Origin of the sequence: Streptomyces sp. NP-1717 (assembly GCF_022695985.1) — a bacterium.
Lineage (GTDB): Bacteria > Actinomycetota > Actinomycetes > Streptomycetales > Streptomycetaceae > Streptomyces.
In genome coordinates, this window is the sequence record NZ_JAAPBF010000190.1 from 1 (window position 1) to 14,206 (window position 14,206).

Sequence of the window (14,206 nt, forward strand, 5' to 3'; positions counted from 1 at the left end):
GGGACGGGCTCGGGGCCTACGCGCCGGATCCGGCGTCCGCCGAGCGCTGGATCACCACGGGGACTCCCCATCTTTACGCGGGGGTTGTGGAGGCCACGGGTGTGGTGGGTCCGCTGGTGCTGCCCGGCGGCACGGCGTGCGCGGGCTGTCTGACCGAGGAGCGGGTCGGCCGGGAGCCGGGGTGGCCGCTCATGCTGGCCCAGTGGCGGTCGGGGCGCCGGGCGTCGGTCACACCGGCCTGTGACCTGGGGCTCGCCACCACCGTGGCCGGTCTCACCGCCGCCCACGCGCTGTCCTTCCTGGACGGGGAGCTGCCGGCGAGCACCGGTGCGCGCTGGGAGCTCACGCTTCCCCTGCTCGACTGGCGTTCGGAGCGGATCGTGCCGCATCCGGCCTGTCCCTGCGGGGCCGCCGGAGAAGCTGAGGGAGAGGGCATGACAGTGCCCGGGACGCCACACGACACAATGGTGCGGTAACCGCCATGGGCGGCCCGGCTGTCTGGGAATTGGAGGGGCGTATGTCTGATCTTCCCCGGAAGGCGGTCACTCGAACTGCCAAGTTGGCCGCGCTGCCACTGGGGTTCGCCGGTCGTGCGACGTGGGGGCTTGGCAAGCGGATCGGCGGCAAGTCCGCGGAGATCGTCGGCCGCGAGCTCCAGCAGCGCACGGCGGACCAGCTCTTCAAGGTGCTCGGTGAGCTCAAGGGCGGGGCCATGAAGTTCGGCCAGGCCCTGTCCGTGTTCGAGTCCGCGCTGCCCGAGGAGGTGGCGGGGCCGTATCGGGCGGCGCTCACCAAGCTCCAGGAGGCGGCACCTCCGATGCCGACGAGCACGGTGCACAAGGTGCTGGCGGAGCGGCTCGGCGAGGACTGGCGTGAGCTGTTCCTGGAGTTCGACGAGAAGCCGTCGGCCGCCGCGTCGATCGGCCAGGTGCACCGGGCGGTGTGGCACGACGGGCGGGACGTGGCCGTCAAGGTCCAGTACCCGGGAGCCGGTGAGGCCCTGCTGTCCGACCTCGCGCAGCTGAGCCGGTTCGCCCGGCTGCTGGGTCCGCTGATCCCGGGCATGGATGTGAAGCCCCTGATCACGGAGTTGCGCGACCGGGTGTCGGAGGAGCTGGACTACGAGCTGGAGGCACGGGCCCAGCGGGAGCACGCCGAGGAGTTCGCCGACGATCCCGACGTGGTGGTGCCCGATGTGGTGCACCAGTGCGAACAGGTGCTGGTCACGGAGTGGATCGACGGCATACCGATGGCGGACGTGATCGCCGACGGCACCGACGAGCAGCGCGACCGCGCGGGCCAGCTGCTGGCGCGGTTCCTCTTCTCGGGCCCGGCGCGTACGGGGCTGCTGCACGCGGATCCGCACCCGGGCAACTTCCGGCTGCTGCCGCCCGCCGACGCCGGGGAGGACGGCATGGGGGGTGAGGGTGAACTGCGCCTCGGTGTACTGGACTTCGGCACCGTCGACCGGCTGCCGGGCGGACTGCCCGAGACGATCGGGGAGTCGCTGCGGCTGACGCTGGAGGGCGACGCCGAGGCGGTGTACGAACTGCTGTGCACGGAGGGCTTCGTCAAGGAGTCGATCGATCTCGACCCGGACGCGGTGCTGGAGTATCTGTTGCCGATCATCGAGCCGGCGGAGGCGGAGGAGTTCACCTTCAGCCGCGGCTGGATGCGGACGCAGGCGGCTCGAATAGCCGACCCGCGGTCCCCGGCCCACCAGTTGGGGAAGCAGTTGAACCTGCCGCCCGCGTATCTGCTGATACACCGCGTCACGCTGAGCACGATCGGTGTGCTGTGCCAGCTCAACGCCACGGTGCGGCTGCGCGAGGAGCTGGAGGGGTGGCTGCCGGGCTTCCTGCCGGAGGAGTACGCCTACGAGGAGGAGCCCGAGGTCGAGGCGGGCGCGTGACACCCGGCAGGGCTTGGCGAACGCACCGCGGGGGCCGGTCCCTGAGGACCGGCCCCCGCGTCAAGAGCGTTCAGGGCTCGTGGCGTTGTGGCGCCCGGCCGATGGCGGTCAGTGCATGACCGCCATGGCCAGCGCGCGGCGGGCGCGCATCGACACGCGCTCGGCGCGGCGCTGCATCCGCCGAGCGGCGACCAGGCGCACGGCCTGGCGTTCCGCGTCGGCTTCACGCAGGCGCTCGGTCATATGCGCGCGTGCCATGGCTTCTGGGATGAGTTGCATCTCGCGGGTCCTGTTCTGACGCGAGTCGCTCGCGCCGGTGGTACTGACAGCTGTGGTGGCGGAGCCGGACGGCTCACGCAGGGAAGAGGTCATCGGGGCCTGCTTCTTGGGATCGTGCGTGAAAGGGCGGTCGATGGTGCCGATGGCGTTCATGCCGCGACCGGGTTCTTGCGCGGACGGCCACGGGGCCGCTTGCGGGCGACGACCACGCCCTGGATGAAGAGCTCGCCGCCCCAGACACCCCACGGCTCACGCCGCTCCTTGGCGCCGGCGAGGCAGGCCTCCATCAGCGGGCAGGTGCGGCAGAGGGACTTGGCGTACTCGACGTCGGCCGGGGACTCCGCGAAGAAGACCTCCGGGTCGTAGGCACGGCAGGGAACGGGTACGCCGAGGTTCTCGATGGCGTCGTCGAGCGCGGTGAGCGCGGTGAGCGGGGTCAAGGCGGAGTCCTCCGTGAGGCCGGGCGGGGTGATCGTTTCGGAAGGCGGTACGGACGGGGCGTGCGCTTCGAGTTGCACGGTGGTGTCTTCCTCGTCTTTTCGGTCCGGCCTGTTGGCCAGGTGTCGGCTGGTACCGGGTGGTTCTCTTCCCGAGGCCCCTTCGCTCCGTCCGTCCCGTTCGGGACAAACAGAAGGGCCGCGGATCCCGGGTGGGGTTCCGCGGCCCTGAAGGCGCCTGCCTGATCGAATCAGGCTGGATCACTCCAGGGTTCAGGCCCACGGAAGGCCCACATCGTGTGGTGCTGCTTGGTCTGCTTCTTGGCTTCCGCACCGGCTGCGGCGAGCGCATAGGTCTTGGCCTCTGCCGCTGCTACTTCTGCCGCCAGTGCCTTGCTCGGTCGCTCATTGCCGCCCGTGACAGGAAGAGCCACGGGGTTGATCCGGCCGGCGCGGACGCCCGACAGACCGGTGGCGATGAACGGAGCTCCATCAGTGGCGAGCAGCCCGGAGCGGGACACGTCGAACGAGCAGGCGGAGACGACCGAGCGATCGGTCATTTTGACGGTGCTGACGAAGCTGCTGTTGATGCTGATCACTGGAATCGCCTCCTCTCGGCGTATCGAAATCCGGATACCACTTCGGACAAGTAGAGCACGGGGACGGGGCTTCGGAGAAGCCCGCTGTTCCCGTGGTTAAGAACCTATGGTGATTCGCGGGGCGCGCGCAAACTATTTTTTCGACGAGTTTGTATCAGCTCTCCTCGTCCTCCCCCGCAAGCTCCTCACCTGCGCAGATGGCGAGGACATCGGCTCCGAAGCGCTCCAGCTTCCGACCGCCGACGCCCGAGATCCTGGAGAGCTCGCCGTCGTCGCCCGGCACGGACTCGGCGATCGCCATCAGGGTCTTGTCGGTGAACACGCAGTACGCGGGCTGACCCAGTTGTTTCGCCTGGTCGGAGCGCCACTCGCGGAGCCGCTCGTACAGCCCCTCGTCCATGTCCGAGGGGCAGCCCTCGCAGCGCATCAGCTTCATCTCGCCCGCGTCCGTGAGCGTCGTGCCGCAGACACGGCACAGCACCGGCCCGCGTCGCTTGCGCCGGCCGCCGCGCTCGGCCGCGCCGCCCGCCGCCGCGCCGGCGCCGCGCGTTCCCGGGGCGGACGAGCCGGGCCGCAGGCCGCTCAGGAAGCGGGTGGGGCGCCGGGAGGCCCGGCCGCCGGGCGCCCTGGAGAGCGCCCACGACAGGGAGATGTGCAGCCGGGCGCGGGTGACCCCGACATAGAGGAGCCTGCGCTCCTCCTCGACCTGTTCGTCGGTCTTGGCGTACGTGATCGGCATCATGCCCTCGGTCAGGCCGACCAGGAACACGGCGTCCCACTCCAGGCCCTTGGCGGCGTGGAGCGAGGCGAGGGTGACGCCCTGGACGGTCGGGGCGTGCTGGGCGGCGGCGCGCTCGTCCAGCTCGGTGACCAGATCGCCGAGGGTCGCCTCCGGCCTGGCCCGTACGAAGTCCTCGGCGAGACGTACGAGGGCCGCCAGCGACTCCCAGCGGTCCCGCACGGCGCCGGAGCCCGTGGGCGGTTCGGTGGTCCAGCCCTTGGTGGAGAGCACGGCCCGCACCTGCGACGGCAGGTCGACCACGTCGTCGAGCAGGGAGTCGTTGCCGCCGAAGCGGGCCGCGCCGCGCAGCGCGGCTCCCGCCTCCCGCACCTCCTGGCGCTCGAAGAACCGCTCGGCGCCCCGGAGTTGGTAGGGCACCCCGGCGTCGGCGAGAGCCTGTTCGTAGACCTCCGACTGGGCGTTGATCCGGTAGAGAACGGCGATCTCACCGGCGGGGACACCCGCGGCGACGAGGTCGCGGATGCGGCGCGCGGTGCCCTCGGCCTCGGCCGGCTCGTCCGCGTACTCCGTGTAGACGGGCTCGGGGCCCGCGTCGCGCTGGGAGATCAGTTCCAGCCGGTGCTCGGCGGCGCGGCCCCTGGCTTGATTCAGCAGGCCGTTGGCCAGGTGCACGACCTGGGGGGTGGAGCGGTAGTCCCGGACCAGCTTCACCATCGTCGCGTTCGGGTGGCGGGTGCGGAAGTTCAGCAGATGGTCCGGAGTGGCGCCGGTGAACGAGTAGATCGTCTGGCTGGCGTCGCCGACGACGCAGAGGTTCTCCCGGTCTCCCATCCACAGTTCGAGGAGCCGCTGCTGGAGCGGGCTGACGTCCTGGTACTCGTCCACCACGAAGTGCTGGTACTGGCCGCGGATCTGGTCGGCGATGTCGTGCCGGTCCTGGAGGATGCCGACGGTGAGCAGCAGGACGTCCTCGAAGTCGATCACCGACCTGTCCCGTTTCAGCTGTTCGTACATCGCGTAGATCTGGCCGATTTCCGCGGGGTCGCGCGGGGCGTCGCGGTGGGACTTGGCGACGGCGGCCGGATAGTCGGCGGGCACGGTCTGGGTGACCTTGGCCCACTCGATCTCGCCGGTGACATCCCTCAGCTCGTTGCGGTCGAGCCGGATCCGGCAGCGGGCCGCCGACTCCGCGACCAGCTGGACCTTGCGCTCCAGCAGCCGGGGCAGCTCACCGCCGACCACCTTGGGCCAGAAGTACTGGAGCTGTCGCAGCGCCGCCGAGTGGAACGTACGCGCCTGGACACCGCCCGCGCCGAGCTGGCGCAGCCGTCCGCGCATCTCCCCGGCCGCCCGGTTGGTGAAGGTGACGGCGAGGACGCTGGCGGGCTGGAGGATCCCGGCCCGCACGCCGTACGCGATCCGGTGGGTGATCGCCCGCGTCTTGCCCGTGCCGGCACCGGCCAGGACGCAGACCGGACCGTGCAGCGCCGTCGCGACCTCGCGCTGCTCGGGGTCGAGCCCGTCGAGCACCGCGTCGGCGTCGCGCCGCGGTGCCACGAACTGGCTGCCGTCGGAATCCTGCGGGAAGAGTGAGGAGTGCGTTGCTGCTGTCACCCCGCCATGCTGCCAGGTCCCGTGAGGCTGGTGCGGCACTTGTCCACAGGGGAGTCACGTTGGTCGTACAAGTACGGGAATGGTGACCAGGTCACGTACGTTCTCCTCACAGCGAAGACATTTCGAGCCTGCCAGAGGAGCGCGAGAAGACATGCCGGGGACCGTGACGATGTACAGCACCACATGGTGCGGATACTGCCGTCGGCTCAAGGGCCAGATGGACCGCGAAGGCATCGCGTACACCGAGATCAACATCGAGCACGACCCGGATTCGGCGGCGTTCGTCGAGAAGGCGAACGGCGGCAACCAGACCGTCCCGACCCTGCTCTTCGACGACGGGTCGACGTTGACGAATCCGTCTCTCGCGCAGGTCAAGCAGAAGGTCGGTGCCTGACCCGGGGCACGACAGGACGCGCGGCACCGCAGGAGCCCCCGCCGGCCGGCGGGGGCTCCTGCGCGTTCCGGCCCGTTCCGGCCGGCTTCCGGTCAGTTCAGCGGCTTCGGCAGCGGCTTCCCGTACCAGAGCTCCGTCAGCCGTGCCGCGATCGAGATGCCCGACGGCGGGAGGACCTCGCCGGACTCGATCGCGGTCCGCAGGTCGTCGCGCGAGAACCAGCGCGCCTCCTGGATCTCGTCACCGTCCACGGTGATCTCGAAGGAGGTGGCGCGGGCCATGAAGCCCAGCATCAGGCTGGAGGGGAAGGGCCAGGGCTGGCTCGCGACGTACTCGACGGCGCCGACCGTGACGCCCGCCTCCTCGAACACCTCGCGGGCCACGGACTGTTCGATCGACTCCCCCGGCTCCACGAACCCCGCGAGCGTCGAGAACCGCCCCTCCGGCCAGTGCACCTGACGGCCGAGGAGCGCGCGGTCCTGCTCGTCGGTGACGAGCATGATCACGGCGGGGTCGGTGCGCGGGTAGTGCTCGGCGCCGCACGCGGGGCAGCGGCGGATGTGGCCGGCCGCCGCGATCACCGTGCGCTCGCCGCAGCGGGAGCAGAAGCGGTGCAGCCGCTGCCAGTTCTCCAGCGCGACCGCGTGGACCATCAGGCCCGCGTCGCGCGGGGACAGCAGCAGCGCCGCCTCGCGCAGCCCCGCGGGGCGTGCCGACTGGTCCATGCGGCCCGGCAGCGTGTCCTTCTGGAGAGCGAAGTAGCTGACTCCGTCCGCGTCCGTACCGAGGAAGTAGCGGTGGGTCTCGGTGAGGGGCGCCTCGAAGGCCGGGGTCATGACGAGTTCGGTGCGGCCGTCGGGGGTGTCGTCTATCAACACCTGGCCGGCGGAGACCACGAAGACCCGCGTCGTCGGGTGGCTCCACGCGGCGGCCAGCCAAGCCTCGTCGAGGCGGTGGTGCGCGGCCCGGTCGATGCCACTGTCGGAGGTCAGGACGATCGGCCGGTGTGCGGCGGTTTCTCCGCCGCTGGTGGTGGTGCTCACTGGTACTTCCAACTCCCCCGGATGGATGGGTGTCTGTTCAGCGGAGAGCGGCGGCGAGATCGCTCCAGAGGTAGGCGGTCGTCTCCACGCCCTTCATGAGGAGGTCGATCCCGACCTTCTCGTCGGGCGCGTGCCAGCCGTCGGACGGTACGGAGACGCCGAGGAACAGCACGGGTGCGGCGAGCACGTCCTGGAGGTCGGCCGCCGGTCCCGAGCCGCCTTCGCGGGTGAAGCGGATCTTCCGGTCGAAGGCGCGGCCCATGGCCCGTACGAGCGACTGGAGCGCGGGGTGGTCCAGCGGGGTCAGACAGGGGCGGGTGGCCGCGGCGAAGGTGGTCTTGTGGCGGATTCCCGCCGGGATCCTGGCGTCGATCCAGTCACCGACGGCGCGCTCGATCCGGTCCGGGTCCTGGCCGCCGACGAGCCGGAAGGAGAGTTTCAGCCGCGCGGACGACGGGATGATCGTCTTGCCGCCGGGGCCCTGATAGCCGCCTCCCATGCCGTTGACCTCGGCGGTGGGACGGGCCCAGACGCGCTCCAGCGTGGAGTAGCCGGCCTCGCCGAGCGTGCCGTGCGACTTGGCCGTACGCAGCCATGCCTCCTCGTCGAAGGGCAGTTCGGCGATGAGTGTGCGCTCCGCCTCGGTGAGCGGTGCGACGCCGTCGTAGAAGCCGGGCACGGTGACCCGCTCGTCCTCGTCGTGCAGCGCGGCCACGAGGCGGGCGGCGACGGTGGCCGGGTTGGGCACGGCCCCGCCGAACGAGCCGGAGTGGATGTCCTGGTCGGGGCCGTACAGCTCGACCTCGCACTCCGCGAGGCCGCGCATCCCGGTGCAGACGGTGGGGGTGTCCGCGGACCACATGCCGGTGTCGGAGACGATCACGGCATCGGCGGCGAGGCGGGCGGCCCGCTGCTCGACGAGCGCGCGGAAGTGCGGAGAGCCGGACTCCTCCTCGCCCTCGACGAGCAGTTTGAGGTGTACGGCGGGGCTGTCGCGGCCGGTGGCGGCGAGGTGCGCCCGGACGCCGAGTGTGTGGAAGAACACCTGCCCCTTGTCGTCGGCGGCGCCGCGCGCGTACAGCCGGCCGTCCCGGACGACCGGTTCGAAGGGGTCGCTCCCCCAGCCGTCCTCGCGGGCCGCGGGCTGCACGTCGTGGTGGCCGTAGACCAGGACGACCGGGGCGTGGGGGTCGTCGGAGGGCCACTCGGCGAAGACGGCGGGGGCGCCGGGGGTGTCCCAGATCTCCGCGACCGGGAAGCCGGTCTCGCGGAGTTTCGCCGCGAGCCAGTCGGCGCTGCGCCGTACGTCCGCGTCGTGGTCGGGCTGCGCCGATACGGACGGGATGCGCAGCCACTCGGTGAGGTCGTCGAGGAAGGCCGCGCGGTGGGACCGGATGTAGTCACGGGTGTGCGTACGGACGGCGCTGTCCGGGGTCTCGCTCATACATCGAGCCTATCCGTCTCCGGGGGTGGTCTCGTCTGCCGTTCCCCGTTCGGGGCGCTGTTCCGGCATGTGTTCGCCGGAGCCGGCGGAGGTGTCATCGGTCGCGTGGACGGTCGCGTGCTCGGTGCCGTACAGGAGGATGCGTTCCAGTCCGGCGCGTCCGGGCAGCCCCTGGGGGCGTACGGCCTCGCCGCTGCGTACGTAGAGGAAGGTGGCCGTGACCGCGTCCGGCGCGATGCCGTGCTGCTCGGCCCAGGCCAGTCGGTAGACGGCGAGCTGGAGGGGGTCCGCGGTGCGGGCGCGGGCGGTCTTCCAGTCGACGATCTCGTAGGTGACGGTGTCCGTCACCGGGTCAACGTCGCGGTACACCGCGTCGATACGGCCCCGGATCACGCGCCCGGCGAGGGTGAGCTGGAACGGTGCCTCGACGCGGTACGGCGTGCGCCGGGCGTAGGAGGTGCGGTCGAAGGCGTCCTTGAGGGCCGCCAGATCGCGTTCGTCGGCGATCTCCGGCTCGTCCGCGTCTCCGCCGGGCAGTTCGTCCGGGCCGAGCATCGGGAGCGGCAGCTCGTCGAATCTGGACTCCACCCAGGCGTGGAACCGGGTGCCGCGGCGTGCCCCACGCTGTGGCGGGCGGGGCATGGGGCGGGCCAGTTCCTGGGCGAAGGCGTCGGGGTCGGCGGCGAGACGCAGCAGTTGGGAGGCGGAGAGCGAGGGCGGCAGGGGAACGTCACGGACGCGCGCGCGAGCGCGCAGCAGCTCTCCGGAGAGGGCGTCGAGGTCGCGGTCCCAGGAGGCGAGCGTGCGGCGTTCCTCGGGGGTGAGATGTGTGCCCCCGGCCGGCTGTCGGGGGCCGGGCAGACGTGCGGGATCCGCCGTCGCCGTTACGTCGGCCGGGCCGGCGGGGGCGGCCGGGCTCTCCCGACTCTCCGGGTTCTCCGTGCTCTCCGGCGTCCTCGGGTGCTCGCGTTCGGTCCCCCAGTCGTCCCAGTCCGCCAGGTCCTGGGAGTCGTACGGCTCCGCCAGGTCGTCGTACACGTCGTCCGGCGGCGGGGCGTCCTCTTCGGGAGGAGGCTCGTCGTACGGCTGGTCCGTCGCCCCGGCGGGCGCCGTCAGCGCGTCCAGGTGGGCCAGGACCGTGTCCGCGGCGGTGCGGCGGCGGGCCAGGGAGTCCGGGTCCAGCGGCAGGGGCCACGCCCGCGCCGTGTCCGCGGCCAGCAGCGCGGGGTTCTCCTCGGACTCCGGGGGCTCGTCGGCCCACGCCTCGATCTCGCCGAAACCGGCCGCGCAGTGCTCGTACAGGGCGTGCAGGAAGGCCGAGGGGCCACGGGTGCGCTTCTGGGTCGGGCCCCACCAGTGGCCCGAACCGAGCAGCAGTGAGCGGGGGCGGGTGAACGTCACGTAGCCGAGGCGCAGTTCCTCCGTGTGCTGATGGGCGCGCATCTCGTCCTTGAACCCCTTGAGGCCCCTGGCGTCCCACTCGGGAACGTCCGGGAGCGTCGGGGCGTCGCCGCGCAGGGCGTGCGGCAGGACCTTCGACTGGGACGTCCACGCCTCCCGCGCCTTGCTGTTGGGGAACTGTCCGGTGACCAGGCCGGGGACGGCCACGACATCCCACTCCAGGCCCTTGGACTTGTGCGCGGTGAGGACCTTCACCGTGTTCTCGCCGCCGGGCAGGGCGTTGTCCAGGCCCTTCTCGTACTGCGCCGCCGTCCTGAGGAAGCCGAGGAAGGCGAGGAGCGTGGCGTCCCCGTCGAGCGCCGCGAAAGAGGCCGCCGTGTCGAGGAAGTTGCCCAGGGTCTCGCGGCGCCGGGCGGCCAGGGCGTGCGGGGACGCCGAGAGTTCGACCTCCAGGCCGGTGGTGGCGAGGACCCGGTGCAGGACGTCCATCAGGGGGTCGGCCAGTGAGCGGCGCAGGTCGCGCAGTTCGGCCGCGAGCCGGGCGAAGCGGACGCGCGCGGCGGCGGAGAAGGGCAGCCCGTCGTCCTTGCCGCCGGCCGACTCCAGGAACGTGTCGAGCGCGTCCGCGAGCGAGATCACCTCGGCGGGGTCGGTGCCCTCGACCGCCGCCGCCAGTCGTTCGTCGGTGTCGGCCGATTCGTCGGATCCGCCCTTCGCGCGGTGGACCAGCAGCCGGGCGCGGCGGCCGAGGAGCGCGAGGTCGCGGGGGCCGATGCGCCAGCGGGGGCCGGTGAGCAGCCGTACCAGGGAGGCGTTGGCGCCGGGGTCCTGAAGGACCTCGCACATCGCCACGAGGTCGGCGACCTCCGGGAGATGGAGCAGTCCGGCCAGGCCGACGACCTCCACGGGCACGTCGCGGGCGACGAGCGCGCTCTGGATCGCGGGGAAGTCGGCGGCGGTGCGGCACAGCACCGCGATCTCGGCGGGCTCCTTGCCCGTGCGCACCAGATGCGCGACGGAGTCGGCGAGCCAGTCCAGCTCCTCGGCGTGGGTACGGAGGAGGGCGCACCGCACGATGCCGTCGCGTTCTGCGCCCGGCGCGGGCCGCAGCGCCTCCACACCTTCGTGCATGGCGCGCAGCGGCCCGGCGAGGCCGTTGGCGAGGTCGAGCAGGCGGCCACCGCTGCGGCGGTTCTCGCTGAGCGAGAAGCGGGCGGCCGGCGTGCCGTCGGCGTGCGGGAAGTGGGAGGGGAAGTCGTCCAGGTTGGCGACGGAGGCGCCGCGCCAGCCGTAGATCGCCTGGCAGGGGTCGCCGACGGCCGTCACCGCGTGGCCGGTGCCGCCGCCGAAGAGGCCCGACAGGAGCAGGCGTTGGGCGACCGATGTGTCCTGGTACTCGTCGAGCAGCACGACACGGAACTCGTCGCGCAGGATGCGGCCGACCTCGGGCCGGGTGAGGGCCAGTTCGGCGGAGAGGGCGATCTGGTCACCGAAGTCGAGCAGGTCGCGTGAGCTCTTGGCCGCGCGGTACCGCCCCACCAGATCGAGCAGTTCACGGCGGGCGGTGGCGGTCTCGGGCACCTTGCGCAGGTCGGCGTTGGTGAGCCGGGTGCCTTCGAGCGTGCGCAGCAGTTCGGTGTCGTACGCGGCGAGTTCGCCGGTGGGGACGAGATGTTCGGCGAGTTCGGCGTCGAGCGCCAGCAGATCGCTGACCAGGGCGGGGAACGATCTGGTCAGGGCGGGATACGGGCCGGGGGCCTCCTTCAGCACCCGCGCGGCGAGTTGGTAGCGCGTGGCGTCCGCGAGGAGCCGGGCGGTCGGCTCCAGCCCGATCCGCAGGCCGTGGTCGGTGAGGAGCTGTCCGGCGAACGCGTGGTAGGTGGAGATGCGCGGCTCGCCCGGAGGGTTCTCCTGGTCGAGCAGATCGGGATCGGTCACCCCGGCCCGTACGAGCGCCTTGCGGACCCGCTCGGCCAGTTCGCCCGCCGCCTTGTTGGTGAAGGTGAGGCCGAGGACGTGCTCGGGAGCCACCTGGCCGGTGCCCACCAGCCACACCACGCGCGCGGCCATCACCGTCGTCTTGCCGGAGCCCGCTCCGGCGACGATCACCTGGGGGGCGGGCGGTGCGACGATGCACGCCGTCTGCTCCGGGGTGAAGGGAATGCCGAGGAGTTCGTTGAGCTGGGCGGGGTCGGTGATACGAGCGGACACTTCAGAGAGGCTATCGGGGACCACTGACAGGAGAACGACGGACAGATCCGGCAGACCGGGACGTCACGGCTCCCGGGTGCCGGACGTCACCGTCGCGGTGGTCCCGCGTGCCCCGGTTACGGGGCCCGCGGCGCTCACTCCACGATCTGCCGGCCCTCCGGTCGCGCGCTGCACGACGCCCGGAAGGAACAGTGCGCGCAGTGCTGGCCGGTGCTCGGTGTGAAGCGTTCGTCCAGTACGCGCCCGGCCGCCGTGGCGAGCAGATCGCCGACCCACTCGCCCGCGAGCGGCTCCTGCGCCTGGATCTTGGGCAGTTCGTCGCCGCCCTCCTTCTTGGGCGCCGCCTGCCGCAGCTGTACGAGTTCGGCGCCGCCCGCCTCCGGCCGCCGCCCGTCGAAGACCTCGTCCACCGCGCCCTCCCCCACCGCGAGCTGGTACACGGCGAGCTGGGGGTGGTGCGCGACCTCCTCCTTGGTAGGAGCCGCTTTGCCGGTCTTGAAGTCCACGACGTAGGCGCGCCCCTGGGCGTCCTGCTCCACGCGGTCCATGGAGCCCCGGATGCGTACTTCGTAGGCGCCGGCCTCAAGGGTGACGTCGAAGGCGTGCTCGGTGGCGGCCGGTGTGCGCCCGGCGCGGTCCATCACGTGCCAGCGAAGGAAGCGTTCCAGCGCCACGCGCGCGTGCTGCTTCTCCTGCTGGGACTTCCAGGGCGCGTCGAAGGCGAGCGAGTCCCATACCGAGTCCAGGCGTTCCATGAGAACGGCGAGGTCGGCGGGGGTGCGGCCGGAGGCCACCTCGTCGGCCAGGACATGGACGACGTTGCCGAAGCCCTGGGCGGCGGTGGACAGTTCGTCCGCCTTGACCTCACGCCCGAGGAACCACTGGAGCGCGCAGGTGTTGGCGAGCTGTTCCAGCGCGCTGCCCGACAGGGCGACGGGCTGGTCCCTGTCGCGCAGGGGTACGGCGCTGTGCGTCGGCTCGTACAGACCCCACCAGCGGTGCGGATGGGCGGCGGGGACCAGCGGCTGGCCCTCCTCGTCGGCGAGCGCGGCGAGCCGCGCGAGCCGGCGGGCCGCCGCGTCGCGCAGCGCGGGCGACACCTGCGGGTCGACGGTCGTGGCGCGCAGTTCGGCGACGAGCGCGGCGACGGCCAGCGGACGGCGCGGCCGGCCGGTGACGTCCTTGGGGTCGGGGCCCAGTTCGGTGAGGAAGCGGGACGGCTGGTCGCCGTCGTCGGCGGGTGCCTTGACCGCGGTGACGACGAGCCGTTCGCGGGCGCGGGTGGCCGCCACGTAGAAGAGACGTCGCTCCTCCGTGAGGAGGGCGCCGGGAGTGAGGGGTTCGGCCAGACCGTCGCGGCCGATCCGGTCCGCCTCCAATAGAGAGCCGCGCCGCCGGAGGTCGGGCCACAGTCCCTCCTGGACTCCCGCGACGACGACGAGCCGCCACTCCAGACCCTTGGAGCGGTGCGCGGTCATCAGACGGACGGCGTCGGGTCGTACGGCCCTGCCGCTGAGGGTGTCGGCGGCGATGTCCTGCGCGTCGATCTCCTCAAGGAAGTTGAGGGCTCCGCGCCCGCCGGTGCGTTCCTCGGCGCGGGCGGCGGCGTCGAACAGGGCGCACACGGCGTCCAGATCACGGTCGGCGTTACGGCCCGCGGCTCCGCCCCGCAGAGCGGAGCGCTCAAGCCGTGCGGGCCAGGGGGTGCCGTCCCACAGCTCCCAGAGCGCCTCCTCGGCGGTACCGCCGCCCGCCAGCAGGTCACGTGCCTTGGCGAGCAGCGCGCCGAGCCGCTGCGCGCCGCGCGCGTGGGCGGGGTCGTGTGTGACGAGCCGCTGCGGCTCGGCGAGGGCGCGGGCCAACAGTGTGTCGGAGGGCGGCGGTACGCGATTGCCAGCGGCCCGCTCCTCGTCGCGCAGGGCGCGGCCGAGGCGGCGGAGGTCGGCGGCGTCCATGCCGCCGAGGGGCGAGGTGAGCAGCGTGAGCGCCGTCTCGACGTCGAGCCAGTCACTCTCGACACCGACACCGACACCGACACCGGCGTCGGCGTCGGCGTCGGCGTCGGCGTCGGCGTCGGCTCCAACTCCCGGCGCGCCGAGCCGCCGTTCGGCCCAGCCCGTCAGCGCGTCG

General features: G+C 72.1%; 11 protein-coding genes. 3 read left to right on the plus strand and 8 right to left on the minus strand.

Annotation, left to right across the window (positions count from 1 at the left end):
* A partial coding sequence (locus GXP76_RS27665; protein WP_242574340.1) for a TOMM precursor leader peptide-binding protein occupies positions 1–476 on the plus strand: 476 nt, incomplete at its 5' end.
* A gap of 41 nt (positions 477–517) precedes the next feature.
* Positions 518–1,912 (plus strand): AarF/ABC1/UbiB kinase family protein, encoded by a 1,395-nt coding sequence (locus tag GXP76_RS27670; protein WP_242574341.1) that lies wholly within the window; start codon positions 518–520, stop codon positions 1,910–1,912.
* A gap of 108 nt (positions 1,913–2,020) precedes the next feature.
* On the opposite strand, the gene GXP76_RS27675 is transcribed toward GXP76_RS27670, so the two are convergent.
* The 4 genes from GXP76_RS27675 to GXP76_RS27690 form a co-directional block, all read right to left on the minus strand.
* The gene (locus GXP76_RS27675) at positions 2,021–2,344 is read right to left on the minus strand and encodes a hypothetical protein (protein ID WP_242574342.1); all 324 of its coding nucleotides are present in this window, start codon (positions 2,342–2,344) and stop codon (positions 2,021–2,023) included.
* On the minus strand, positions 2,341–2,709 hold the full coding sequence (locus tag GXP76_RS27680; RefSeq protein ID WP_078075193.1) for a WhiB family transcriptional regulator: 369 nt from the start codon (positions 2,707–2,709) through the stop codon (positions 2,341–2,343). The genes GXP76_RS27675 and GXP76_RS27680 overlap by 4 nt, the downstream gene beginning before the upstream one ends.
* A 170-nt stretch (positions 2,710–2,879) precedes the next feature.
* A complete protein-coding gene (locus GXP76_RS27685; RefSeq protein ID WP_242574343.1) occupies positions 2,880–3,227 on the minus strand; it encodes a hypothetical protein in 348 nt (115 codons plus the stop codon).
* Positions 3,228–3,381: 154 nt separating this feature from the next.
* Entirely contained in the window at positions 3,382–5,583 is a 2,202-nt protein-coding gene (locus tag GXP76_RS27690; protein WP_308354214.1) for an ATP-dependent DNA helicase UvrD2, read from the minus strand.
* 151 nt (positions 5,584–5,734) lie between these two features.
* Here GXP76_RS27690 and GXP76_RS27695 point away from each other — a divergent pair, with 151 nt between their 5' ends.
* On the plus strand, positions 5,735–5,977 hold the full coding sequence (locus tag GXP76_RS27695) for a mycoredoxin (protein ID WP_242574344.1): 243 nt from the start codon (positions 5,735–5,737) through the stop codon (positions 5,975–5,977).
* A 92-nt stretch (positions 5,978–6,069) separates the two neighbouring features.
* On the opposite strand, the gene nudC is transcribed toward GXP76_RS27695, so the two are convergent.
* The 4 genes from nudC to GXP76_RS27715 all read right to left on the minus strand — a co-directional run.
* Complete coding sequence (gene nudC / locus GXP76_RS27700) at positions 6,070–7,020, minus strand: NAD(+) diphosphatase (RefSeq protein WP_242574345.1); 951 nt, start codon at positions 7,018–7,020, stop codon at positions 6,070–6,072.
* Between the two features lie 37 nt (positions 7,021–7,057).
* Positions 7,058–8,464 carry a dipeptidase gene (locus tag GXP76_RS27705; RefSeq protein WP_242574346.1) on the minus strand — a complete coding sequence of 469 codons (1,407 nt, stop codon included), beginning with the start codon at positions 8,462–8,464 and terminating at the stop codon, positions 7,058–7,060.
* A 9-nt stretch (positions 8,465–8,473) separates the two neighbouring features.
* Positions 8,474–12,076 (minus strand): ATP-dependent DNA helicase, encoded by a 3,603-nt coding sequence (locus GXP76_RS27710; RefSeq protein WP_242574347.1) that lies wholly within the window; start codon positions 12,074–12,076, stop codon positions 8,474–8,476.
* A 134-nt stretch (positions 12,077–12,210) separates the two neighbouring features.
* On the minus strand, positions 12,211–14,206 hold a 1,996-nt coding region (locus GXP76_RS27715; RefSeq protein WP_242574348.1), incomplete at its 5' end, for a UrvD/REP family ATP-dependent DNA helicase.

Excerpts from the sequence above, each read along its gene's own strand:
- GXP76_RS27670 (WP_242574341.1), top strand. The coding sequence starts at position 518 with ATGTCTGATCTTCCCCGGAAGGCGGTCACTCGAACTGCCAAGTTGGCC.
- GXP76_RS27675 (WP_242574342.1), bottom strand. The coding sequence starts at position 2,344 with ATGAACGCCATCGGCACCATCGACCGCCCTTTCACGCACGATCCCAAG.
- GXP76_RS27695 (WP_242574344.1), top strand. The coding sequence starts at position 5,735 with ATGCCGGGGACCGTGACGATGTACAGCACCACATGGTGCGGATACTGC.
- GXP76_RS27705 (WP_242574346.1), bottom strand. The coding sequence starts at position 8,464 with ATGAGCGAGACCCCGGACAGCGCCGTCCGTACGCACACCCGTGACTAC.